This window comes from Flavobacteriales bacterium, from assembly GCA_016713875.1.
Taxonomy (GTDB): Bacteria; Bacteroidota; Bacteroidia; order Flavobacteriales_F; family PHOS-HE28; genus PHOS-HE28.
Map to the genome: position 1 here is coordinate 1 of JADJOI010000002.1, position 23,463 is coordinate 23,463.

The 23,463-nt window shown below is 62.9% G+C and carries 16 protein-coding genes, 1 tRNA gene and 2 pseudogenes; 10 read left to right on the top strand and 9 right to left on the bottom strand.

The annotated features are described in order from the left end of the window. Nucleotides 1-1,248: 1,248 nt before the first annotated feature. A complete protein-coding gene (locus IPJ87_00115) occupies nucleotides 1,249-1,626 on the bottom strand; it encodes a hypothetical protein (GenBank protein ID MBK7940281.1) in 378 nt (125 codons plus the stop codon). A gap of 87 nt (nucleotides 1,627-1,713) precedes the next feature. Here IPJ87_00115 and IPJ87_00120 point away from each other — a divergent pair. Together IPJ87_00120 and IPJ87_00125 are read left to right on the top strand one after the other, a co-directional pair. Further along, nucleotides 1,714-3,202 (top strand): annotated as a pseudogene (locus tag IPJ87_00120) (proline--tRNA ligase). Nucleotides 3,203-3,998: 796 nt separating this feature from the next. Continuing rightward, a tRNA-Glu gene (locus IPJ87_00125) sits at nucleotides 3,999-4,070 on the top strand. Nucleotides 4,071-4,743: 673 nt separating this feature from the next. Here IPJ87_00125 and IPJ87_00130 read toward each other — a convergent pair. The 7 genes and pseudogenes from IPJ87_00130 to IPJ87_00160 all read right to left on the bottom strand — a co-directional run bounded on the left by IPJ87_00130 (nucleotide 4,744) and on the right by IPJ87_00160 (nucleotide 10,144). Then, nucleotides 4,744-5,019: pseudogene (locus IPJ87_00130) on the bottom strand (DUF4468 domain-containing protein). A 1,611-nt stretch (nucleotides 5,020-6,630) separates the two neighbouring features. Next, the gene (locus IPJ87_00135) at nucleotides 6,631-6,855 is read right to left on the bottom strand and encodes a hypothetical protein (protein ID MBK7940282.1); all 225 of its coding nucleotides are present in this window, start codon (nucleotides 6,853-6,855) and stop codon (nucleotides 6,631-6,633) included. Nucleotides 6,856-7,679: 824 nt separating this feature from the next. Beyond that, nucleotides 7,680-7,979 carry a helix-turn-helix domain-containing protein gene (locus tag IPJ87_00140; protein MBK7940283.1) on the bottom strand — a complete coding sequence of 100 codons (300 nt, stop codon included), beginning with the start codon at nucleotides 7,977-7,979 and terminating at the stop codon, nucleotides 7,680-7,682. Between the two features lie 200 nt (nucleotides 7,980-8,179). Next, nucleotides 8,180-8,488 (bottom strand): hypothetical protein, encoded by a 309-nt coding sequence (locus IPJ87_00145; protein ID MBK7940284.1) that lies wholly within the window; start codon nucleotides 8,486-8,488, stop codon nucleotides 8,180-8,182. Nucleotides 8,489-8,871: 383 nt separating this feature from the next. Next, nucleotides 8,872-9,432, bottom strand: coding sequence for an integrase catalytic domain-containing protein (locus IPJ87_00150; GenBank protein MBK7940285.1), 561 nt, complete (start codon nucleotides 9,430-9,432; stop codon nucleotides 8,872-8,874). 38 nt (nucleotides 9,433-9,470) lie between these two features. Then, nucleotides 9,471-9,728: a phage integrase SAM-like domain-containing protein gene (locus IPJ87_00155; protein MBK7940286.1), complete on the bottom strand. Its 258-nt coding sequence runs from the start codon at nucleotides 9,726-9,728 to the stop codon at nucleotides 9,471-9,473. Next, on the bottom strand, nucleotides 9,725-10,144 hold the full coding sequence (locus tag IPJ87_00160) for a hypothetical protein (GenBank protein MBK7940287.1): 420 nt from the start codon (nucleotides 10,142-10,144) through the stop codon (nucleotides 9,725-9,727). Before IPJ87_00160 ends, IPJ87_00155 begins: the two co-directional genes overlap by 4 nt. Before the next feature lie 1,050 nt (nucleotides 10,145-11,194). Here IPJ87_00160 and IPJ87_00165 point away from each other — a divergent pair. The 8 genes from IPJ87_00165 to IPJ87_00200 are packed head-to-tail and all read left to right on the top strand — an operon-like array spanning nucleotide 11,195 to nucleotide 20,577. Continuing rightward, nucleotides 11,195-11,989 carry a polysaccharide export protein gene (locus tag IPJ87_00165; GenBank protein MBK7940288.1) on the top strand — a complete coding sequence of 265 codons (795 nt, stop codon included), beginning with the start codon at nucleotides 11,195-11,197 and terminating at the stop codon, nucleotides 11,987-11,989. Beyond that, complete coding sequence (locus IPJ87_00170; protein ID MBK7940289.1) at nucleotides 11,989-14,337, top strand: polysaccharide biosynthesis tyrosine autokinase; 2,349 nt, start codon at nucleotides 11,989-11,991, stop codon at nucleotides 14,335-14,337. Before IPJ87_00165 ends, IPJ87_00170 begins: the two co-directional genes overlap by 1 nt. A 13-nt stretch (nucleotides 14,338-14,350) precedes the next feature. Further along, nucleotides 14,351-15,670: a flippase gene (locus IPJ87_00175; GenBank protein MBK7940290.1), complete on the top strand. Its 1,320-nt coding sequence runs from the start codon at nucleotides 14,351-14,353 to the stop codon at nucleotides 15,668-15,670. A gap of 4 nt (nucleotides 15,671-15,674) precedes the next feature. After that, nucleotides 15,675-16,922, top strand: a complete 1,248-nt coding sequence (locus IPJ87_00180) for a hypothetical protein (GenBank protein MBK7940291.1) — start codon at nucleotides 15,675-15,677, stop codon at nucleotides 16,920-16,922. Between the two features lie 5 nt (nucleotides 16,923-16,927). After that, a complete protein-coding gene (locus IPJ87_00185) occupies nucleotides 16,928-17,920 on the top strand; it encodes a nucleotide-diphospho-sugar transferase (GenBank protein ID MBK7940292.1) in 993 nt (330 codons plus the stop codon). Between the two features lie 11 nt (nucleotides 17,921-17,931). Continuing rightward, on the top strand, nucleotides 17,932-19,230 hold the full coding sequence (locus tag IPJ87_00190; protein MBK7940293.1) for a hypothetical protein: 1,299 nt from the start codon (nucleotides 17,932-17,934) through the stop codon (nucleotides 19,228-19,230). Continuing rightward, on the top strand, nucleotides 19,218-20,057 hold the full coding sequence (locus IPJ87_00195) for a glycosyltransferase (GenBank protein MBK7940294.1): 840 nt from the start codon (nucleotides 19,218-19,220) through the stop codon (nucleotides 20,055-20,057). The genes IPJ87_00190 and IPJ87_00195 overlap by 13 nt, the downstream gene beginning before the upstream one ends. Nucleotides 20,058-20,064: 7 nt before the next feature. After that, nucleotides 20,065-20,577 carry a serine acetyltransferase gene (locus tag IPJ87_00200; GenBank protein ID MBK7940295.1) on the top strand — a complete coding sequence of 171 codons (513 nt, stop codon included), beginning with the start codon at nucleotides 20,065-20,067 and terminating at the stop codon, nucleotides 20,575-20,577. A 68-nt stretch (nucleotides 20,578-20,645) separates the two neighbouring features. On the opposite strand, the gene IPJ87_00205 is transcribed toward IPJ87_00200, so the two are convergent. Beyond that, complete coding sequence (locus tag IPJ87_00205) at nucleotides 20,646-23,372, bottom strand: right-handed parallel beta-helix repeat-containing protein (GenBank protein MBK7940296.1); 2,727 nt, start codon at nucleotides 23,370-23,372, stop codon at nucleotides 20,646-20,648. Between the last annotated feature and the right edge of the window lie 91 nt (nucleotides 23,373-23,463).

The window sequence follows — 23,463 nt, forward strand, 5'->3', positions numbered from 1 at the left end:
AGTAGAAGGAGGCATTGCTGTTGGCGCCTGCCGTGCTGATGGCGTGATCCTGGCGGGGGGTTCAGGTTCGAACCTCCGCCGAGATCTGAGAAGCCGCCGGGTCGCCCGCGAGGGTGCCGATAGGCGAAGGTCTGCTACGCCAGGTCCGCCGTGAACGGGTAGTCGCCGGAAAGCGCGCCGAAACCGCGTGCCGTTGGCCTCGTTCACGAACTGCTGGAGGAGGGTGGAGGATAACAGTTCTCGCCGTGCCGCCACGCGCTCCAGTGGTGGCTGGCCGTGCGGTCAAACACCACGCCGAAGCTGCGGGCCTTCCAGCGGCTCGTCCTTGGTGGCGTAGGGCCATGGCCAGGTTGCTTAGTGCACGCGCTGGTCGGTGTGGAGGTGCCGGAGCCCAGGTTACTTCCCGGGCATCGTTCACCCCAGGGCCGGGTGGCCGAGAACTCGCTGGTGGTGAATAGCGCCATGTCCGCCGGGTTGGACCACAGGGCCCGGATCGAAGCTCAGCGCACCGAAGGCCCCGCCCAGGCCGAGGCTGCGGGGCCGCCTTCAGGGCGCATGGGACACGATGCGCAGCGCGTCATCCCCGTTCGGTGCCGGGAGGGTGATTAACAGGAACGGCCCAGCAAGGCAAGGAAGAACCGTTGCGGGACCGGGTCCGCGTGCGATGATGCGGCATCATGGCTCAGCGGCGTCCACCGCCTGAGCGGGACGGTGCGGGTGAGGAGAAGCCACCCCGCCGCGGGTTCCACGGTCCATCCCCGCGAGGGCTGCCGGGTCGATGGTCGGGCGCGACGGACGTCAGCCCGGGCTCCCACGCGTCCGCCGTTGCGCCGGGTCGGTGCGGGAGGGCCCGTCCATGGGACCGGGGCGGGCCTGGGGCGTGCGCTGGTCCCTCCCGCACGATTCGCACCGGGCGGTGCAAGATGCGGCGCCGCTGTTCAGGTTGTCCACGCAGGTCCACGGGTTGTATATCGGGGCCGCGGTCGCTACTGCCGACCGGCCGCCACCTCCCATGCGTTGCCGCGATGGGCCACCACACTGCGGTACTGCTGGTACCATCCCAGACGATCATCGGTTGGTAGCAACCCCAGCAATTGCCCCCGCATTCATAATAGGGGCTGCCCAGCCACTGTTCCACTGCCGCATGGGGAACAGGACCAGCACGATCCCCAACCGCTGTTCCAACCCCCAGCCATTGTTCCTGTCCTTGGAGTTTCTATAGCGGCTCTGCTAGCTGTGTTCAGTCGTTCAACCGGAGCCCCCATCCGGTGCCCATGCCCCAGCCATCGCCTCCTGTGATCCCACGCCCGCGCTCCATGCCGTTGAAGCCGAAGCGCCCGCAGTTGGTAATACGGGTCGTTGTAGGTCACGTCGTAGTAGCTGCGGATCGGTGTAGCGCTGGCTTTCGGCGGCGTTGTAATAGTCCGCTTCCGCGCTCTTTCGGCGCTCCGCGACGGCAGTGGGCGCGGGTTCCTCCACCGCCGCGGCCACCGCCACAGGTGCGTCCGCGGGTCGGTCATACGCCAGCGTGCGTGGCCGTAGTTCTTGTTGCGCGTGGCAGGCCTGCAGCAGAAGAGCGATCAGCAGGGTCGTTGCAATGTGGGAGGGGCTGAAGGGTCGGTCCATGGTGCAGGATAACGCCCGACAGGGGCGGTTGCGTAGTGTACTTTTGGCCGCTTCGTCTGCATCAAAAATACACTACCCGGCTGCCTCATGGCGGACATCCTGACAAAGCGTGCGACCGACCACGCACAATGGTAAAAACGACCCGGTGCTGAAGGCCGACACGGCTAGTGAACAGCGAGGTAAGTGGATGGTGGCGACCAAGCCGCACGGCTATGCCATCTGGGAGAAGATGCAGCGGGGCCTGATGGCGCATGTTCAAGGAGACCCGGGGTCGTCACCGCCTACTCTCTCTTCATCCCCAAGAGCTACCCAAGGATGGAGGCCAGCACACGTGGAGGCTTCGCCAAGGAGAGTGCCGTGGTCACCCACTATCGCATTGAAGAGCGATCCCGTTCACGTGAGGTGGCGGGATCCCCGAAGCGAGAACTGGAGGAGGAGCTCATCGCGCCCCACCAGCGAGACCATCATCTGAACACCTACCACGCGGCCGCAACAAGAGCACCAGGACCGTCCCTTGCCGATCAACCAATGGGCCAACGCGGTCCCGCTGGGAGATATGTGGACGCGCCTGTTCCTGCGCACGGCCGAGTCCTCCGGCAGGAGGGCCACACCGCCCATGCCACCAGACAGGAGGCCATCGAGGAGACCGAGCGCATGCTGAGGTGACGCGCCTTCGCCGAGGAGTGGCTGACTTGATGTCGCCATCAAGGGCATCAGCGACTCCCGGTGAGCGCCTCGCCGGCGCGGAGGAGACCCATTGCATTGAGGCCACGATGCAGTGATGGGAAGGCGCTGCAGCGGGTACCTCGCACTTCCTCGGCCAGAACTTCGCCAAGGTTTTTCGGACGATGGGTTCACCAACAAGGAGAACCGCCCAGAGCATGTGTGGGATAACAGCTGAGGCGTGAGCACCCGGTTGATGGGCGCATCGATCATGACCCACAGCGATGACCATGGATCTGGTGCTTCCTCCGAAGCCCGCGCCCAACCAAGTGGTCATCGTGCCGATCGCGAAGAACGCCGAGCAGTTGAGCGCGATCAGCACGTTCGTGGCCCTGACGATCGCGGGAGATGCGAAATTGCAAGGGCATTTCCGAAGTTGGACGACGATGACACCACGAAGCCCGCTTGGAAGTTCGCTGAGTACAGAGCTAAGGGAAGGGACCCGGTGGGCGTCGCCGGGGGCCCGCGTGACACGGAGAACGGGGAGCCTCGGTGAGGTGGCCCGCAGGACACCTTTGAAAAGCAGGTGATGCAGGCCACCGACATCGCCGAGAAGGTGGAGCATCTGCCGGAGGCCATCCAGGACAACCTCTACCAGAAGGCCCCTCGCCATGGCGAGCGGTACACCCCGGGGGTGGAAAAACACCCCATGATGAGTTCAAGGTGAAGATCTTGAGAAGGCGGCTTTATCCTCGCTCCATTGGGACGGCACGGCCGAGACCGAGGAACGGGTGAAGGAGGAGACCAAGGCCACCATCCGCTGCATCCTCTTGACGGTGACACCATCTCCGGCACCTGCATGAACACCGGGGCGCCCAGCACACGCCGGGTCGTTTTTGCCCGCGCCTACTGATGAGCCCAAAGAAAGCCACCCCGGCCCCCGCGCCGTCCACCCCCGGCCCGCGCGAGATTGATCCTGCGCATGCTGCACCACAAGAGCGGCATGAAACAGGATGTCTACCACCGCATCCGGGCCTGTTCCGCGAGCTGGAAGAGGTGCTTACAGGAAGGGCCGATGACCCTCGAGCACGAGATAAGCGCAGCGAGATAAACGGATGAGCGTTCAGTACCGGGACAAAAGAGGAGATGACCTGCGAGCTCAAGGTGGCCGGCGATACGGCGATCTTCCACATGCACACCAACGCGTTCCGGCTGGACCAGAGGCACAGCCTCAGGAAGACCAGCTACCCTGGAGGAGGATGAGCAACGGGGCTACTTGGGGCCGCCAACGTGTACAACTTCCCGAGCGACTCCTTCTAGCGCAACCGGGAGCGGACTGGGTTACCTCGTGAGCCGGCTCTTCCTCAACAAGGACGGCCACTTCTTCGTAAGGGAAACGCCAGCTGGGTTTCTCGGACAACGATCTGGCGGGAAACAGGATGGACCGGGAGTGTTGAAACAGGCGATCTACTCCACCCATCATCTGCGTGCCTGGTCTTCGACCTGCTGACCCCGCCGTACGATCAGGTGTGAACCAGGTGACCGTCAGCGAGTTATCGAGATCAACGCCGGGCCGCAGTCACCACCGGTAAACGACTGGGTCTCGCTTCCAGGCGGATGTGGACGACCTTAGCCGACCCTGCACGGATCGGGGCGTGTCTTATCTTTGCCCGCCCCTTTCGAAACCACAGCCCGGAGGTTGACATCGTGGCCCGTTCGTCTAGGGGTTAGGACGCGTCCCTTTCACGGATGAAACAGGGGTTCGATTCCCCTACGGGTTGTTGAAGGACCCCGGTTAACGACCTGAATAACAGGAGATAGCCGCGGTTCGTCTTTTCATGCGTTGTTGCGGAGGTTGTCGGTTTTTCCGGTCCGCTACCACCTCCTGCGGCACCCACCTCCCCTGTCCCCACGTCGGATATCCACGGGAATGCGCCCTCCGGCTGGCCTTGCCCAGCGGCCGGTCGCGGGCATCCGCCTGCCGGGGTTCCGTGGGCCTAACCGCCCCATCTTTATAGTACGCGGTGGGTCGAGGTCGATGAACCTCAGCAGGCGGTCGTAACGGTCGCTTCCGTGGTGGAAAAGGGGATGACGGCCGCGATGCCCGCTCGCCTCGTCGAATAGCTCAACCTCCACGAATTAGCACGTGGCTGTAGAAGTTGCTCCGGCTTGTTCGTCGCGATCGCCCCTGTCAGGTATTCGCCATGCGTCCACAGATAGGCCCGCGCCCGTCCAATGTCGAGGGCGCCGCTGAACTGGTACTAGCGTCTTCACCAGTCATCTGTTGAACTTTCTGGCGCCAACATCGCCTTGCGGAGGTCTTCCTTCGTGGAACGCCGACAGCCTCCTTATTGTTTCCTCTTTGTATTGGCGGTAGAGGTACTGGCCCCCATTCTTCTTATACTAAAATCGTCAACAATCCTTACATGGTTCAACAGGGATAATCAAGTTGTGTTAGGTTATTCGGACCACCGTAACCGCGAAGGAAAATTCGTCAGCATGTATTTTATATCGACCATCTTCTAGATATACAATTATCGTATAGTAGATTTTCAGTTCTATCCATTTGCTATATAGTTGATCGGTATTCTGCCCAACGCCTTTCCATCCGATTTTTCCAGTGTAATTGTCGATCACATCATCTTGCAAAACGTGTTCAGCGCTTTTATATGTCCGCAAAACCCATCCCTCTGCATTATATAGTTCGTCCTTCGTGGCGTTCGGAACTGGATGACCTCTTCAAAGTACACCTCTTCGTCGTACTATCTATGTCAGAGGGGAATTTCGTAGAGGTAACGTTTCGGATCCTGTGCCGCTGTTCTGGTGGCAACAAGGACGGCCGAGAGGCAGCCGACGATGTGAATGGCGGGGTTCATCTTCATTCGTCTCGGTACTTGTCACGCCATTTCCAGACCACCTGATCAGCGCGATGGATGGGTGAACAGAAGTTCACCGACCAGCGCAAGGAACCTCAGCAGGCGGTTCAGTAGTGGCAATCATCGAAGGTATCCAACGTCAGGGAAGCAGCCTAGTCCTTTGGGCTGGTCGCGGCCTTGAACGCCATGACCGCCCGGAGCACGCGGTTGGTATGGATCGCGTGTAGCCAATACCGCGCGGCCCGTTCATCCATCGCTCCGCAACCGGCGCACCCGGCGCGTCGGTTCGCCTCGATGCTCCATCGGGGTGATCTGTTCGCGTAGTTGGTCCGCCTGTTCCTCCAGCTCGAACGACCGGCGGTGGATACTGTCGGCCCGTTAGCTGCGTCGCGTAGCCGATGGCAGGGCGGAACGCCGTGCGATTGGCCATACGATAGGCGCGGATGCGGCCTGTAGAGGTGCGCGTCCGCCGATGCGTGAACGGGCAGGTGAAGTAGCGGAGGTGGCCCCGCCAAGGTTCGACGGGACAAGGCGATGTGATACGGATGTCCCCGATCTTAATGCCCCGCGCCCTGCGCCCGGAAGATGAGCAGCGGGCGATCGTCGCCGTCGCCGATACTGCCTTCACAATCCCGACCGTCGAACAGACCAGCGGCCTCTAAACGGGCTATCTGACAGGGACGGAACCCGATTCGTGGTCTTCATCGAAAACGTACTAGATCCCTAAGGTTAGCGACGAACGGCAGGTGATCGAACAGCAGCGGGATCGCGTTCGATGCGTTCCAGCATCGCAGCCGGTTGTTTCGGGGTTGCTGCCAGCGTTGCGGCACCGTTTGCCGTCCCCTGCCGTGTCGGGCCTCTGAACAGAACCTCGAACCGGCACGCTGGTCGGTGATGTCACGGCCGCAGGACAGGCACCGACGCACCCCGTCCGGGGCGGCATCCGGTCGCTGTTGTTCCTTCGCTGTTATGGTCACCTCGACAGGCGTAGTTCCCGCCCCTGCGTTGGCAGGTAGTCCAGGGGACGTTTTCCCACCTTAATTGAAGTGTGAAAAGGTTCCTCGATGGGTCCCGATGGCCTGCGGGGATATTGGTGAAAACGTCACCCCTTGTCGTTGTCGGTGATGGCATGTTCAGCAGGTCGTTCAGGAGCCGACCAGGGGTACGCCCCTAGGGACCGCCTTTGGGTCGCGACCGGCATACCGGCGACGATGTCGGCATAGCGCGCCCGCGCCTTGTGCCTTGCCCCTTGGTCAGGTCCTGCCAGTATCCCGGAGCGCGGGCAAGTTCCACGAACGTGCGCTGCGATGTGGTTAGGCTAGGGATGTTCGATAGAAGGTTCAGCGATGAACAGTTCCCGTAATGTCCATGACGCGGGCCTGTAGCCGCTGCCATGCGTCGGAGTTCAGTAGGTCGTTCACGGTGAAGATGCCCCACCGGTTCAGCGGTGCGGCCTTCCCGAACTTCACCTCGAACCGCAGCAGCTCGCCGGGCAACCCGTATTGCCGTCCTTGTCGTACACCTTCACGGCGTACTGTTCGCGTTCCATGACGATGCCCAACGACCGGCCCTTGCTGGAACGCATAGGGGTGAACGGATGGCCTTCGCGGTGGCATACGATCGCGCGTAGCGTGCGCGGGGCCGCAGCGGGGTTCCACATGGCGCCCGCCTCCAATTGCAGCAGGCGCAACGTGTGGGGGGTCGAGGTCGAAGGTGTCGCACAGTTCAGCGACCACGGCTAGGAACTGCGGATAGGTGAAGGCCCGTAATTCCCCGCCTTGCGCGTACTTGTGGAACGACCCGTGCAGCGTGCGCCCGCTGCGGTGACACGATGAACTGTAGCGCCCTGCGTGCGTCGCCTGCGTTGCTGGTGCGCCCGATGGCCACCAGTGGCCCGTGTTCCGCGATGCAAGGCGCACTACCTAGGACGGCCCCGTAGCGTGGTCGAACTTACCGATGAAGGCTAGGGCCGGATGCCGCAGCAACCGCGCCCCAACCTCGGCAGGTAGTTCTATCTTCGCATAGTCGATCATGACGGGCTACGGCCTGCGTTCATGGCGATAACTGGTAGACAGGGGCCGTCACGCGGCCCTTGTCGTTCCTGCCAGTTGATGAAGGCGACGGCGAAGCGTTCACGGTCGGCAATGATCCGCGCGATAGTACCGGGGGAAATAGTACACGGTCAGGTGGTCCTTGTCCGCGTTGAACTGGAACAGGACCAACGACAGGACCCTGTCGCCCTTCACGGGAATTCCACGTCGTTGCCGATATACCAACCCTCGACAGGTAGCGGTCGCAGGCCGGTATAGAACGTGCGCCGTTTGGCGCGCATGGGGCCGGTGATGACAACGTCGGCACCTGGTCGCGGAACCGTTCGACCTGTGCACGCTCAACCTTCAGGCGGTGCGGCACCTTTGGCGAAGGGGACCAGTTCAGGCGTTCGGATGTACCAACCGGCATCGTGGTCGAGGTCGAAGGTGATGCGGTGGTGACGGGCGGTAACTGGTGCGTCCATTAGGCGGGCTGGTATTTTGCCGCCTGAACCTTCAGGAGCGCGTTGAACAATTCCCCCCGACGATAGCGCACCCTCGAACCTATCCTGTAGGCGGTCAGGATGCCGCGTTGCGTGTAATCGTGCAACGTGGGCAGCGATAGCCCTAGATAGCGCGCGGCCTCTTTACGGGTGACCAGTGCATCGGGATCCGGTGCGGGGTTGTCCGCCTTCAGGATGGCCGATAGTTCGCGTTGGATCGTTTGGGCGATGTAGCCCTGTAGGTCAGCGATCGGGACCTGTGTAAATAGTACCTGTTCCATTTGTTAGCCGTTAATGGCCGACAAAGGTTCAGGGCGGTAAAGGCGGGCGCTACTACGGGGAACCTACGTAGGCAGGAATGGCTAGCCTGTGCGCGGTAAGATCTTGAATTGGTGCGGCCCTTTCTTATAGTCCGCCCCGCCAATTTTGAATACCTGTGTCAAGGCTGCTAAGGTCACCGGTTCTGCCTTCCTTGCCGATGTCAAACGCGGAGTGAAGGGATGCGTGCAACCGCCGCCCAGTTCGTTTTCAATTCGCCGTTCTCCTTACGTTGCGGCGGGGTGATGTATTTAAGCCTCTCTAGTTCGTTGAACAGGTAGCCTAGTAGTGCTGCCCGTTTCATTCCATCGGAGGCGTTCAGTTGTGCGGTGGCGGCGCGTTGCCCCTCTGCGGTCAGGTAGTGCCTAATGGTGAGCAGCAACCTTTGACCCGTAAAAGGCAAGGTCCTTTTCCACGTGCGACCAGTTGCCGCTAAAGTCGCCCGCCGTTGGATCGACTTCGACGTGGTCACCAACTTTCAGTTGCCAATTAGGGGTTTCCAGTCAAAGACCACACCCGGATCTATTTGTTCTAGCAGGGTTCCAAATGACCCCTTCCCGGTTTTCCACAGAACGTTTTCCAGCAGGCGTTCCAGCAGCGCATCGGCCACAGGCCCGCGTTCAAAGTCCCGCAGCCGTCGGTCACAATGTGTCCAGCGCCTTTGTATAGCTGGTCACTAGACAGGCTGTGCGTTCCTTGTCCATTTGCCGCAATGGGCGGAGACTTCTACTCCACGCACTTCGGCCGTAAGGCGGCCAAGATTGTACAGGCGTTCCCATTCCCACACGTCTAACAGTGCGTGTTCAAGATTGGTAATCGTCGCGGTCAGTTGTTCGTTGGTCATGGCCGCATGAATTAGGCGACGATTGCCAACGGTGCGGCCTTGTCCATGTACGCCTGTAGGATGTCCGCGTGTTCGTCTGCGTTCAGGCGGATGTAAAGGCGGAACGCCTGTTCCGTTTGGTGGCCGGTGATGGCCACGATCGTGCGCGTAGGCACCCCCTTCAGGTAGAAGTTCGTGGCGAAGGACCGGCGCGCGTGTGCGTGGTCACTAGTTCGGCCTTCGCCTTGGTCACGTAGCGACGCACCGGCGACCGTGCTAGATACGCTCACCTCGACCTGTAGGCTGGGGACCATTGCGGCGAATTCCCGCAGGTAGGCGTTCATCTTTTGGTTCGATATGGCGCGGGGCAAGGCGTTGCGGTACTTGCCTAGGATGGCCCGAACGCAAGGATGAAGGGGCAGGACAACCGCAGCGCCCGTTTTCGCCGTGCGGACGCGGATGCGGTCCCCGGTGATCTGTTCAGGGCGGATCGTGGTGAAGTCACCGAACCGCAGCCCGGTCCATGCGCCCACTAGGAACAGGTCGCGCGCACGCGCTAGGCGCGGATGCGCGGACAGGTCGAGGTGGAACATGTCGTTCAGTTCCTGTTCGGTCAGGTAGACCTTGTCGGTCAGTTCGGACGGGTGCGGAACTTGCGGCTGCGGAAGGCGGGGTTCACTTCGATGCCCTGTTCAGCAGCGGCCCGCAGGAACGTTTTCAACGTTTGGATGTACTTGCCGACGCTGTTCAAGGCTAGCCCTTGGTCGTTGGTCAGGTAGGCGTTGAACGCATCGTAACAGGCAAGGTCCACCGTGTCAAAGTCAACCCGGCGCCGTTTGGCCTTGGCGAACGCCTCTAGGTGGTGAAGGGTCGAGGTGTATTTCTTCAGGGTGGTCGCAGCAAGGCGCTGGCACCCGTGTCGGGGTTCACCCGGTCCTGTGCCTTGGTGATGAAGTCACGGATGAAGGCGAACAGGGTGCGCGGCCCGTCGCCCGCCTTGCGACCTAGGGCGATGTCTAGGCGGTCCCGTAGTTCCCCGGCCGATGGGGTGCGCTGGTCGTTGTCGTTCAGGAACCGCAGGTAGGCGCCTTCGACCTTGTCCACGATGGCGGACAGGTTGCGGTTGAATTCCGGGGAGGTGGTCAGGCTAGCCTTGGCACGTTGGGCCTTGGTGGACCAGTGCCGGGGGGCGATGCGTTCGCCGCTGGGATAGACCAGGCGTAGCCCGTTCCAGCGGATGACGATGTTAATGGGCGATGCGTCGCGGCTGCGGGGATCCCGCAGGTTCAGGTTGATCCGTGCCATGTGCGTGCGTTCAAGGGTTCGATAACTGGTGATGCGAATATAGGGCGGTTGTCGGTCCCGTTGTCGGTTCCGTTGTCGGTTTTCCTTTATCGTGCCTTATTGCCCCTTGTTTCGCCTTGCCTCAATTGGCAAGGGTTCAGCCTGTAGGCGTGCGGTTGGGCGCAAGGGCTAGACAACCTCGACAGCAAGGTTCAATTAGTCCCCTACGGGCTACATTCGAAAACCCGCGCTTAGCGCGGGTTTTCTCATTCCGCCCTCCGGGGAATGGCGCCACGCTTGTGATCCTCCACCGGAGGATCACCGCTGGCGCCTCCTACGGGCTACTTCGGCTTAGCGCGGGTTTTCTCATTCCGCCCTCCGGGGAATGGCGCCACGCTTGTGGTCCTCCACCGGAGGATCACCGCTGGGGCCTCCTACGGGCTACTTCGGCTTAGCGCGGGTTTCTCATTCCGCCCTCCGGGGAATGGCGCCACGCTTGTGGTCCTCCACCGGAGATGATCACCGCTGGGGCCTCCTACGGGCTACTTCGGCTTAGCGCGGGTTTTCTCATTCCGCCCTCCGGGGAATGGCGCCACGCTTGCGATCCTCCACCGGAGGATCACCGCTGGGGCCTCCTACGGGCTACTTCGGCTTAGCGCGGGTTTTCTCATTCCGCCCTCCGGGGGAATGGCGCCACGCTTGCGATCCTCCACCGGAGGATCACCGCTGGCGCCTCCTACGGGCTACTTCGGCTTAGCGCGGGTTTTCTCATTCCGCCCTCCGGGGAATGGCGCCACGCTTGTGGTCCTCCACCGGAGGATCACCGCTGGGGCCTCCTACGGGCTACTTCGGCTTAGCGCGTTTTCTCGTCCAGCCTCCAGGAAACGGATCCACACTGGCGGTCCCTTCGCGGTTGAACGTGGACAAGGTCCTCGTCTGGTGCTCCCGCACCGCGCTGGGCGCAACCTCGGCACGGTTGCGCACGTATCTTTGGCGCTTGTCCGTCAAGGACTTGCCTTCCGGAGCGGGGATCGTTGTCCCTGCGGAGGGCGGTCCGCGGACCGCACTCGCATGAAGGAGTTCAAGGGGATGGGATGGGGGCTGCTGGCCGCCTTGGTGCTGCTGACGGGCTGCGTCGGTGGGCGTCGCAACATCAACTACTTGCAGGACGGGTCGCTGACCCCGGGTGCGGCCAAGCTGTTCGAGAACCGCAAGTTCGAGTACCGGATCCAGGTGAACGATGTGCTCAGCATCCGTGTACTGGGGCTCGACGAGGCCACCCACCGCTTCTTCAATGTGGAAAGCCAGAACGGATTCCAAGGCGTGAACGATGCGGCGCTTTACGTGAACGGGTTCTCCGTGGACAAGAACGGACAGGTCCAGTTGCCCACGGTGGGCCGCATCAAGGTGCAGGGCCTCACGATGGGCGAGGCGCAGGACCTGGTGCAGCGCAAGATCAACGAGTACTTCACCAACGCCACCGTGATCCTCAAGCTGGTGAGCTTCCGCATCAGCGTGCTGGGCGATGTGCGCAACCCGGGCATGTACTTCATCTACAACAACCAGATCACCATCCTGGACGCGCTGGCGATGGCCGGCGGCCCCAACGAATATGGTGACAAGAGCAAGGTGACCCTCATGCGCCAGAGCGACCGCGGCGTCCAGGCCCTGTACGTGGACCTGTCCGGCACGGAGGTGCTGGCCAGCGAGTACTACTACCTGCTGCCGAACGATGTGGTGTACGTGCCCACGCTGAAGGCTCGCGCAGGCCGGATGAACCTGGAGCTGCTGTCGGTGCTCTTCGGCGCGATCAGCGCCCTGGCCCTGGTGGCCAACGTGTTCATCCTCAACCAGAACAACAACTGATGGCCGCACAGACCGGTACGGGAGACACCATCGACCTGAGGGCCATCTTCCGCAAGCTGGTGGCCAAGTGGTGGTTGTTCCTCATCACCCTCTCGCTTTCCGGGGCCGCAGCGGTGGCCTACCTGAAGACCACCCCGAAGCAGTTCCTGGTGAGCGCCACCATGCTGATGGGGGAGAAGAGCCGCAACAGTTTCGGGGGCGGGCAGGACGAGTTCCTCAAGGGGATGTCCTTCCTGCGCAGTGGAGGTGACATCGAGGACCACATCGCGATACTCACGTCCCGGTCCAACGTGGAGAAGACGCTCAAGCGCCTCGATTTCGGCATTTCCTTCTATGAGGAGCGGCGCTTCCTGAAACAGGAGCGCTACGACTATCCACCTTACAAGATCACGCTGGACACGGCCTCGTTGCAGATCACGGGCGTGCCCATCCACGTGTCGGTGGACCTGGCGGCCGGCACCTATCGCGTGAAGGCCGAGGGCAAGAACGTGCGCCTCTATAACGTGAAGCGCCAGGAGGTGGTGAGCGAGTTCATGGAGCAAGTGGACATCGACCAGACGGCCAAGGTGGGTGAGCCGTTCGTCGGGGACAAGCTCAGCTTCCATATCGAGTTCCCCGAGGACAGGCGCTACGATACCGAGAGCGACTACTACTTCTACATCAACAGCCTGGAGGGCCTCACCAAGCTGTATAAGGGCATCACGTTCGCCGAGCCGGCGAGCGACAACAGCAACATCGTGCAGCTGAGCGTGGTGGGCGAGGTGGTGAGCAAGGAGCGGAACTACCTGAACAAGCTGATGGAGACCTACATCGAGGGCGAGCTGTACAAGCAGCAGCAGAAGGGTCTCAAGACGATCAACTTCATCGACAACCAGATCGGCACGGTGAGCGACTCGCTGCGGCAGGTGGAGAGCAGCATGGAGAGCTTCCGGGGCAGCAGCGGCGGCATGATGAGCGCCGGCACCACCAGCGATGCGTTGTTCCAGGAGCGTTCACGATTGGAGGACGAGCGCAGCGCGGTGATGCAGAAGCGGCAGTACTGCCAGACCATCCTCAGCAAGCTGCGCAGTGCGGAGGATTTCCGCAACGTGGCGGCCCCCTCCAGCTCGGGCATCGACGATCCGGTGCTCAACAACCTGGTGATCCAGCTCACCCAGCTCTACGCCGACCTGGCCGCCCAGAACCTGAGCACCGTGCGCAGCAACCCGACCATCATCGCGATGGAGCGGAAGATCCAGAACATCAAGAGCTCGCTCATCGAGACCGCGGAGGGTCTGGTGAGCCAGGCCGACATCAGCATCGCGGAACTGAACCGGCGCCTGGGCTCCATCAACTACCAGTTCAACCAGCTGCCCGAGAACGAGCGCCGCCTGGTGAACATCGAGCGGAAGTTCAAGCTGAGCGACAACCTGTACAACTACCTGATGGAGAAGCGCGCCGAGGCGGGCATCGCCATCGCGAGCGATCAGGTGGACAAGAGCGTGGTGGACGATGCGCGCATGAGCGGTTTCGGCCCCGTGGCCCCGGACAAGAAGACCGTGCTCGGCGGGGCCATGCTTCTAGGTCTGCTCCTTCCGCTCGGGTTCATCCTCATCCGCGACTTCCTCAACGACCGCATCGAGCATCTGGACGAGCTGAAGCGCGTGAGCCCGATACCTGTGCTGGCCACCATACCGGGCGGCAAGCGCAAACGGGTGCTGCCCAACGAGCCCAAGTCGCTGCTGGCCGAGTCGTTCCGTACGGCCCGTATCAACCTGCAGTACCTCAACGCCAACGCGGCCCGGCAGGTGATCGGTTTCACATCCAGCACGAGCGGTGAGGGCAAGACGTTCTGTGCGGTGAACCTCGCGAGCGTGATGGCCATGAGCGGTCAACGCACGCTGATCATCGACGCCGACATGCGCCGGCCCCGCCTGGAGGAGACCTTGGAACTGAAAGCCGGACAGGGTTTGAGCAACTACCTGATCGGCGAGTGCCAGCTCAGCGACATCATCCGCCGAAGCGACGTCGAAGGGCTCGACGTGATCACCGCCGGCCCCGTCCCGCCCAATCCGCTCGAACTGGTGGAGTTGCCGCGCATGGCCGAGCTCTTCCAGCACTTGCGCGGCCGCTACGATCAGATCATCGTTGACGCCTCGCCGATGGGGCTGGTGAGCGAGTATGTGATCCTGGCCCGCCACATCGACGTCACCCTGTACGTGGTGCGACAGAACCGCACCCACCGCAAGGCGCTCCGGATCATCAATGAGATGTACGTGGAGAAGAAGGTGGGCCGGATCGACCTGTTGCTCAACGATGTGAAGGCCGGCGAGGGCTACGGTGACGGCTACGGCTACTACACCAAATAGGCCCGCCGGACGCATGCTGCGCACCGAAGGGTTCAGAAAGTACCTGGGCAACACCTCCTGGCTTTTCGGAGAGCAGGTGGTGCGCCTCGTGGTGGTGCTGGTCACCGGCATCTACGTCGCTCGCTACCTGGGCGATGCGCTCTTCGGTCAGTTGAACTACGCCACGGGCTTCGTGGGCATGTTCTTCGCGCTCAGCGCCATGGGTGTGGACCAGATCATCGTGCGCGACCTGGTGCAGCGTCCGGAACGGCGCGACGAGCTGCTGGGTACGGCGGCCTTCATCAAACTGGTGGGCTCCGTGCTGCTGCTCGTGGTGGTGTTGGCCGCCACCTTCATCAAGGGGATGGACGGCCTGACGGCGACGCTCGTGGTGGTCATCGCCGGGGCCGAACTGTTCCGTCCCTTCAGCGTGATCGAACACCTCTTCATGGCCCGGGTGGACGCCAAGAGCTCCGTCAGGGTGCAGTTCGCGCAGGTGCTGATCAGCGCCGCGTTCAAGCTCGCCCTCATCGCCCTCCGGGCCCCGCTGATCTGGTTCGCGTGGGTCTACGTGCTGGAGACGTTCGTGCTGGCCGCGGGGTATTCCCTGGCCCTGGCACGCGACGGAGCGAGCTGGAGGACCTGGACCGTTTCCCGCTCCACCTTGAGGTATCTGGTGAACGAGAGCTGGCCCATGCTGGTGTACGGGGTGGCGCTGTACATCCAGGCCAAGATCGACCAGGTGATGATCGGTGACATGCTCGCCTCCACCATGGGGCAGGAGGCCGCCTACGCCGAGGTGGGCCAATACTCCGTGGCGCTGAAGATGATCGAGGCCATGGGCTTCCTGCCGGTGATCGTCCAGAAAAGCCTGGCGCCCGCCATCACCCGGGCGAAAGTGCAGGATCCCGCCCTCTACGCGGACCGCCTGCTGAACCAGTACCGACTGATGTTCCTGATGTTCCTGGTGACCTCCGTGCCCCTGTACTTCCTGGCCAAGCCGCTGATCGTGTGGCTGTACGGGGAGGCCTTCGAACCGGCTGGCGCCCTGTTGTCGCTCTTCGCCATCCGGCTGTTCTTCACCAACATGGGCGTGGCGAAGGCGAGCTTCATCACCAACGAGGGGTTGTTCCGCTACTCGCTGCTCACGGCGGTGGTGGGCGCCGGCCTCAACATCGCCATCAACTATTTCCTGATCCCCCCGTTCAAGTCCATCGGCGCGATCTGGGCCACGATCGGTTCGTTCCTCGTCAGCATCTTCCTGATGGACCTGCTGTTCACCCGCACCCGGGTGAACTTCCGCTGGATGGTGCACGGCATGGCCACGTTCTGGCGGTTCCACCGCGCCACCTGAGCCCATGGACCGGCATCTCGTACCCGTACGCCCAACGCTCTTCGCCGAGCGCTCCTGCCCACGCTGTGGGTCTGGGGCTCCCGATGCGCTGGGCGTGGTCGTCCCCGGCGTCCATGTCCTTGGCGACTACCGCTGCAAGGCCTGTGGCTACGCCTTCCTCCACGACCTGCCCGTGGGCTTCGCGGTGGACCACGACGTGGCCATCGGACGGGAGGACGGAACGCTCCACGACAGCAGGAATGCCGAGGGCTGGGTATGGGGCCCACTGCTGGAGGGCTTCAGGAACCCCTCGGCCCGGGAGGTGCGGGTCGAACGCCGGGTGCTTCGTCCCGCCAAGCGTGTGGTGATCCTGAACACCTTGGATTTCCTGTACGGCCACGTGCTGCTGAAGCTCTGGAACGCGCAGTACTACCTGGACGCGCACAAGGACCTCGGTCTGGTGCTGATCCTGCCGAAGAGCTTCGCGTGGATGGTGCCCGAGGGCACCGCGGAGGTGTGGGAGGTGGACCTTCGGCTGGGCGAGGCCCATGGCTGGTACCCATCCATCGACCGGTTCGTGCAGGAGCGCCTGGGCGAGTACGAGGAGGTCTACTTCGGCAAGGGCTATGCCCATCCGGATAAGAGCACGATCGACATCCGTCGTTTCTGTGGTGTGGAACCCTTCGACCTGGAACGGTTCGACACGGCGCCGCGACACATCACCTTCGTTCTGCGAGATGACCGGCTCTGGTATCGGTCGCGGATGATGCGCTTCGCGGACCGGGTGTTCCGTCGTCTGGGCCTGCACGCCATCTTCGGAACGGTCTTCATCGCGGACCAGGAACGTCTCGCGCGCGCCACCCTGCGCCGCATCCGCAGGCGCTATCCGGATGCCCAGGCCACTTTCGTGGGCCTTGGGGATGCCGGTGCCGAACGCGACGGGGTGAATGACCTGCGCACCCGCCGGATGAGCGTGGAGGTGGAGCTGGCCTGGTGCCGGGCCTATGCGGCGAGCCAGTTCGTGATCGGCGTCCACGGATCGAACATGCTGCTGCCAACGGCGCTGGCCGGCGGCTGCATCGAGGTGCTCCCCTACGACCGCTACCGCAACATCGTTCAGGATGTGGCGGTGCGGCAACGCGACGTGATGCAGCTCTTCCTCTACCGCTTCGTGGACGAGCACGTGTCACCGGGCGCCGTGGCGCGTCACGCGATCTCCATGTTCGCGGACCACCGGGTCTTCCACCGCAACAACCGCATCAACATCTACTGACCGCGATGCCCGAACCGCAACAGACCCCGCCGCTCACCGCGCCGGTGCTGCTCATCGCCTTCAACAGGATCGCGCCCACGCGCCAGGTGTTCAACGCCATCCGGGCGGCGCGCCCCACGAAGCTGTACCTCGCCTGTGACGGGCCTCGGAACGCTGAGGAGGCGGAGCGGTGCGAGGAAGTGCGTGCGCTGGCCCGCGAAGTGGACTGGCCCTGCGAGCTGCACACACGGTTCAACGAGCGCAACCTGGGACTGCGCAAAGGGGTGAGCAGCGCGATCGCCTGGTTCTTCGAGCACGAGCCGGAGGGCATCGTACTGGAGGACGACACCCTGCCGGTGCCCACCTTCTTCCGGTTCTGCCAGGAGCTGCTGGAGCGTTACCGCCATGATGAGCGCGTATGGGTGATCATGGGCAACAACCTGATGGATGACTGGCCGGGCGGCACGGATGGCTCCTACTACTACAGTGCGCACGGATACGGGGCCCCTTGGGGCTGGGCCAGCTGGCGTCGCACGTGGTCCCACTACGACGTGGACATGGGGGCATGGCCGGCTTTGAAGCAAAGCCCGTTGCTGAAGGCCTTCTTTCTGGACCGCCGAGAGGAGGAGGACGTGCACAGCATGTTCGACTACGTGCATTGCGGGCGGATGAACTCGTGGTCCTACCAGCTCGACATCACGCGGGTGATGAACCATGGCCTCAACATCCTTCCGGCGGTGAACCTGATCCGCAACATCGGGTTCGGTGCGGACGGTACGCACACGGTGGATCTTTCGGACCCGCGGAACAAGGACACCGCGCGCGACATCGCCTTCCCGCTGCAGCATCCGCGGTTCATGATGCTGGACGCCCGGCGCGACACGGCGTACTTCCGGCGCTTCATCGGCAGCACGCCGTCCTACCGGTTCAAACGGTCGTTGAAGGCCCTGCTCGGCGGTCCCGATGGGACCATGCTGAAGGCCCTCTCGTCCATCAAGGCTAAGTTAGGCGGGCGATAGGCCAACGCCGGATGATCCGCAAACGCGACCTGGTCGACCTGTTGTTCCTGATCGGCTTCGCCGTCTACGGGTTCGGCAGTTACATCGGCATGAAGCAGGGCCTGTCCAAGGGCCTGATCGTGTCCAACATGCCGTTCCTGGCCATCGTGGTGTTCTATCTGATCGATGCGGTGTACAGACAGCGTGTGCGCTACATGCTGACGGGCACCTACTGGCTGTGCCTGCTCTACATCGTCACCCTGGCCGTGTCCATGGTGGTCGGTCTCCGGGGCGGCATACCGGGGCTCAACGCGGGCAACGTGCTCCTGTCCATCCTGCTCTTCACGGTGCCCTTCCACGCCGCGGTGGTGGTGCAGTTCTACCATCGGGATGATGATGGCTTCGACTTCTCGATGCTGCTGCTGCGTTCGCTGGGCCTGCTCATTCTCATCAACATCCTGGGATACGCCGCCGGTATCCGCTCCTTCGGCCACAGCTTCGAGGGGCGAGCGAACTTCCCCTTCATCCGCGGCATCTACACGGGCGCGCACGTGCTCTCGGTGATCACGTTGATGATGCTGTTCCAGTTGCGCGACCTGTCCCGTCGCCCGGTGACGGTGGCGCTTGTCATCGGCGCCATCCTGCTCAACATGGCGATGATGGTGAGCATCAACAGCAGGCTCTCCCTGATGATCTTCCTGCTGCTCGCCATCCTCTTTCTTACGCGGGCCATCAAGGTGGCGCGGGGACTGTACACCATCTCCCTGTTCACGATGCCGTTGTTGTTGAGCTTCTCCCTGCTGGTGTACCAGGTGCTCAGCCTGCCCTTCTTCCAGGCGATCCTGCAGCGGGTGAGCAAGGAGGACGTGACCACCTTCAATGGGCGCAGCTACATCTGGAACGCGGTGGCGGAATGGGCGTGGAGCGACCGCACGGGCCTGCTCTTCGGCAACGGATACAAGGGGCACTACAAGCTGCATCTGCTCGATCTCGTGGCCAGGCTCTGGGGCGAGAAGCACGCCTACAACCTCCATTCCCACAGCACCTTCACGGAAGTGGTGGTGGCGCAGGGCGTCTTCGGTGTGGTGCTGCTGTACATCATCCTGTGGAGGGGCTTCAAGCACTACCGCCGTGAGTACCTCTTGCGCACGGACCAGGCACCGATCTTCGCCGGGCTGGTGTACATCCTCTTCATCTGGCAGATCGACATCTTTTGCTACGGCGTGGACATCGGACATGCGATCCTGTTCTGCATGATGGCACCGCTGGCGCTCCGACCCGACGCGATCACCCGCCGAACACGATCATTGGAAGGCGCATGGATGGACTGAACGCACCCCTGGAAGGCGGTCGCCGGGTCCGGGGCGCGGCCGTAGGCCGGCCTGGAACACCCCTTGTGAGCATCGTCACGGTGGTGTACAACGGAGCGGCCACCCTGGAGCGCACGATCCAGAGCGTCCTTGAACAGCGCCATCCGGCCATCGAACACATCATCGTCGATGGTGGAAGCACGGACGGGACGCTCGACCTGTTGCGGCGCTACGAGGACCGGCTGGCCTACTGGGTGAGCGCGAAGGACCGTGGCATCTACGATGCCATGAACAAGGGCGTGGCGCTGTGCACCGGTGATTGGGTGGGCCTGATCAACGCGGACGACTGGTACGCCGCCGATGCGGTGGAACAGGTGGTGGCGGCCGTGAAGGACCGTGACGACATCAACATCGTGCATGGTGACATCCTCATCCACTACCCGGGCGGGGCCAGCAAGGTGAAGCATGCACGCGTGAACGGATTCCTGCTGAAGCACTGGGAGATGGTGCTGAACCACCCCACCTTCTTCGTGCGGCGCAGCTACTATGCGGGCCGGCCCTTCGATGCGGAGCTTCGTGTGAGCGGTGACCATCAATGGACCCTGCGCGCGTGGATGGAGGACCCTCGGCAGTTCGTGTATCTGCCCCGCGTGCTGGCCCACTTCACTGCGGGCGGCGCCAGCATGACGATCCCGTTGCGGAAGGTGCTTCATGAGGGCGCCCGCGTGAGCCGTTCGGTGGGCATGGGCCCGTTGGGCGTGTTCACCGGCCAGCTGGTGCGCACCACGCTGTACATCCCCCAAGTGCTGAAGCTGAAGCTCAACCAGTACCTTGGCGGGCGTCGTTGAGCACGCCATGGCCAGCATGTGGAACATCGCCCAGGATCGGGCGGCCAACCGGGGTAATCCGAAAGGGCAACTGGTGATGCTGATGTTCCGCACGGCGCACCTGCTGCGGCAGAGCACGGTCACCTTCCTCCTGTTCCTCCCGTACTTCCTGCTCTACAGGCTCCTGGTCGAGTGGGTGCTATGCATCGAGCTGCCCTGGAAGACGCGCATCGGCCCGGGGTTCCGCATCGATCACGGCCAGGCGCTGGTGGTGAACGACCACACGGTGTTCGGTGCGGGTTGCACGGTGCGCAACAGCACGACCATCGGCAACAAGCGCCTCCCTGACGGCACCTACAGTGCCAGCCCGCGCTTCGGGGACCGCGTGGACATCGGTGCGAACGCCGTCATCATCGGACCCATCACCGTGGGTGATGATGCGGCGATCGGGGCCGGGGCCGTGGTGGTGAAGGACGTCCCCGCCGGGCACATCGCCGTGGGCAATCCGGCGCGCATCCTGCAGCGCCGCCGTCCCGCCTGAACGCCCGACCCCCGGTGCAATGGACCAGGGGCCGGGCTTGGTGTATGGCGGGGATGCCGTTGATGGCGCTAGCGCACCATGAGCTTCTGTTCGGTCCGGGTGCTTCCGTCGTCCACGCTCAGGACGTATGTGCCTGGGCGCACGGTGGAGGGCACGGGCAGGGGCGAGGTGGTGTTCACACGGTCCTGCCAGACCATGCGGCCGCTCAGGTCCATGAGCCGGAGGTCGGCGGAGCCCGTTCCGGTGAGGTGGAGCAGACCACCGGCCTCCACGGGGTTCGGGAACGCCATCGGCCGATCGGCCCCCATCTGCTCATCCGGGGCGATCCCGGTGCTCAACCCGCAGAGGATGTCCTCCTCGCGCACTAGGACGATCGAGCGATAGGCCTGCACCGTGATGGAACCGCTGTGCAGGTTGCCCTGGACATCGCTCCAGCAGCCGTCGAGGCTGAAGGTCTGCGCGGTGGGCTGGTCGTTCACCAACAGTTGCTGACGGTCCAGCGGGTCCAGCGGCGTCACGTCCACACGATGCAGCTCCACATTGTCCAGCCAGTAGGTGCTCTCGGTGTAGTGGTTGGTGAAGGTGCAGTTGCCCTGGTCGGTGAGGTCGCTTTGGAAGAACATGGTCACGTCGCGACGCACCGGGCTGAAGGGAATGAAGCGGCTCGCCACCATCTGCGGCCCGGTCTGCTGCGTCAGCCCCTTGAAGCCGGCCTTCACCTCGCCCTGCATGGTGCTCTGGATGCTGAAGCGGAACCGGTACCACTGGCCGCTCTGCACATTGGCGAGCTGGTTGTGCTTCAGGGTGAACTCGTTGTAGGTGTTGTTGTTCGCGAAGTGCACCTTGAGGGCGCCGTTGTCCAGCTGGCCATAGTCGTGCGTGGTCTGCCCCTGACTGGGCCAGCCGCTCCATCCGTTCACGTCGTAGGCGAAGTTGCCGTTGGGCACCAGGTTCGCGCTCAGCACATCGGCCACCGCGAAGGCGCTCATCGTCTTGGGGCTGCGCAGCGAGTTCGCGTCCTCGCCCCGCTCGGCCTGCCAGCGCTCCAGGCTGAAGTACTTCATCACCCCGGCGAAGGTGTTGAACTGCAGGATGCTGCGGTCGTTGTAGGGGTTGAAGTAGTAGTTGTTGTTGAAGGTGCCGTAGTCCACCCAGTTGGCCGAGTACACGTGGTACTGCCGCATGCAGAGCTGGTCCTCGGCCAGCGCGTACATCACGTTACCGCTGTACACGTCGTTGAAGGCCGGCATGTGGTAGGGTGCCGTTGCACCGGGGCCGTTGGAGTTGCTGAAGTCGGAGATGGACAGCTGCACCGTGTTGTTGAACAGGATGTTGTCCTTGATCTGGTTGCCCGTGCTCACCATGGTGTGGTCCACATGGATGCCGCTGCCGAGGCAGTTGGCCACGGTGTTGTGCTGCACCAGGGTGTTCTTGATGCTGATGTTCCCGAAGTAGATGCCATGGCAGATGGGCTCGTAGTTGCTGAAGTTCGGGGCCGAGCTCTCGAGGTTCCCGGTGATGTCCATCACGATGTTGTCGCGGATGATCATCCCATCGGCGTTGTCGAACGCGATGCCGCCGCCGTCGTTGAGGATCGCCAGGGCGTGGCGCACCACGTTGCGTTCCACCAGCGCGTTGCGCTCCACCACCATGCCCACGTAGCCGATGTTGTCGAAGCGGTTGTCCGTCACTACCATGCCCTGGCCCGTGAGCCGCAGGCCGAAGTAGCCCCAGTTGTTCTCGCCCAGTCCGGGCTGCAGGGCCACGTCCTCGAACACGCACTGCGTCACCGAGCTGTTGTCGTCCATCAGGTACACCCCGGTGGCGTAGGTGCGCTGCACGTTCAGGTGGTGGAAGTCCTGGTCGCCGCCGGTGCTCAGGATGGCCTGGTACGTGTCGCTGAAGCTGCAGTGGTCGGCCTCCAGCTGGGTGGTGCCGCTCAGGCGCAGGCTGGCGCCGGTCTGGTGGCGGAAGGCGATGTGCTCCACGAGGATGTGGTGGCGCTGCCAGCTTATGGAGATGCCATGGTCGGTGACGCTCACCTCCACCAGCTGGGTGTTCGGGTCGGCGTTGCCGGGGCACCACAGGTATAGCTGTCCGTTGACCACATCGTGGAACCATTCCCCGGGCGCATCGAGCTCGCTGAGCTTGTTGCGCAGGAAATACCCCCAGTGGTCGTCGCCGATGTTGTTGCCCGTGCTCGTGTGGGTGAGCGTGGTCCCCGAGTGCGCTGTCACGCGCGCGGTGTCGTAGCTCCAGTTGGTGGTGCGCATCACCATCGTGGCGCCGGTCCAGTACCCGGCCGGTTGGGTGAGCGCGGCGTCCTGCGTGGTGGTGGCGGTTCCCAGATCGTTGCGTAGCCAGCCACTGTTCGGGTAGCGTGCCAGGGTCTGCAGTGCTCCGTTCACGAACAGCTGCTTCATGGCCTGGCTGAAGGGTGCACGCCAGATCTGGCCGCTGTGCACCGTCCACCCGGTCACCGGCACGCTGCCGCTGATCACGGGATCGGCCCCGGTGCCATAGGCGCCGATGGTGATGCGGTTGCCGGCCGTGCCGCTGGCCGAGACCGTCAGTTTGCCCCGGAACACGCCCCCGCGTTGGAAGAGCACCTGGTCGCCGGGCTGCAGTTGGCCGGCGATCTGGTTCACGCGGGCGATGGTCTGCCAGGCCTGGGCCGGGCTCGTTCCGCTGTTGGTGTCATTCCCACCGGGCGATACGTGGTAGGTGGCCGCTGGAAGCTTGAGGGCCAGCAGCAGCAGCACAGGGAGAACGAGGTGTAGGGTTCTGTTGCGCATGATCGGTCGTTCGTGCCCTTCAACCCCGGGGAAGGGGCGCCGGTTGGGTTCTTTCGACGGATCCCGATGCAGCGCCGATGAACGCCTTACG

Excerpts from the sequence above, each read along its gene's own strand:
- IPJ87_00190 (MBK7940293.1), top strand. The coding sequence starts at position 17,932 with ATGATCCGCAAACGCGACCTGGTCGACCTGTTGTTCCTGATCGGCTTC.
- IPJ87_00150 (MBK7940285.1), bottom strand. The coding sequence starts at position 9,432 with ATGTTCCACCTCGACCTGTCCGCGCATCCGCGCCTAGCGCGTGCGCGC.
- IPJ87_00200 (MBK7940295.1), top strand. The coding sequence starts at position 20,065 with ATGGCCAGCATGTGGAACATCGCCCAGGATCGGGCGGCCAACCGGGGT.
- IPJ87_00170 (MBK7940289.1), top strand. The coding sequence starts at position 11,989 with ATGGCCGCACAGACCGGTACGGGAGACACCATCGACCTGAGGGCCATC.
- IPJ87_00175 (MBK7940290.1), top strand. The coding sequence starts at position 14,351 with ATGCTGCGCACCGAAGGGTTCAGAAAGTACCTGGGCAACACCTCCTGG.
- IPJ87_00140 (MBK7940283.1), bottom strand. The coding sequence starts at position 7,979 with ATGGAACAGGTACTATTTACACAGGTCCCGATCGCTGACCTACAGGGC.
- IPJ87_00185 (MBK7940292.1), top strand. The coding sequence starts at position 16,928 with ATGCCCGAACCGCAACAGACCCCGCCGCTCACCGCGCCGGTGCTGCTC.
- IPJ87_00115 (MBK7940281.1), bottom strand. The coding sequence starts at position 1,626 with ATGGACCGACCCTTCAGCCCCTCCCACATTGCAACGACCCTGCTGATC.
- IPJ87_00165 (MBK7940288.1), top strand. The coding sequence starts at position 11,195 with ATGAAGGAGTTCAAGGGGATGGGATGGGGGCTGCTGGCCGCCTTGGTG.
- IPJ87_00160 (MBK7940287.1), bottom strand. The coding sequence starts at position 10,144 with ATGGCACGGATCAACCTGAACCTGCGGGATCCCCGCAGCCGCGACGCA.
- IPJ87_00205 (MBK7940296.1), bottom strand. The coding sequence starts at position 23,372 with ATGCGCAACAGAACCCTACACCTCGTTCTCCCTGTGCTGCTGCTGCTG.
- IPJ87_00195 (MBK7940294.1), top strand. The coding sequence starts at position 19,218 with ATGGATGGACTGAACGCACCCCTGGAAGGCGGTCGCCGGGTCCGGGGC.
- IPJ87_00180 (MBK7940291.1), top strand. The coding sequence starts at position 15,675 with ATGGACCGGCATCTCGTACCCGTACGCCCAACGCTCTTCGCCGAGCGC.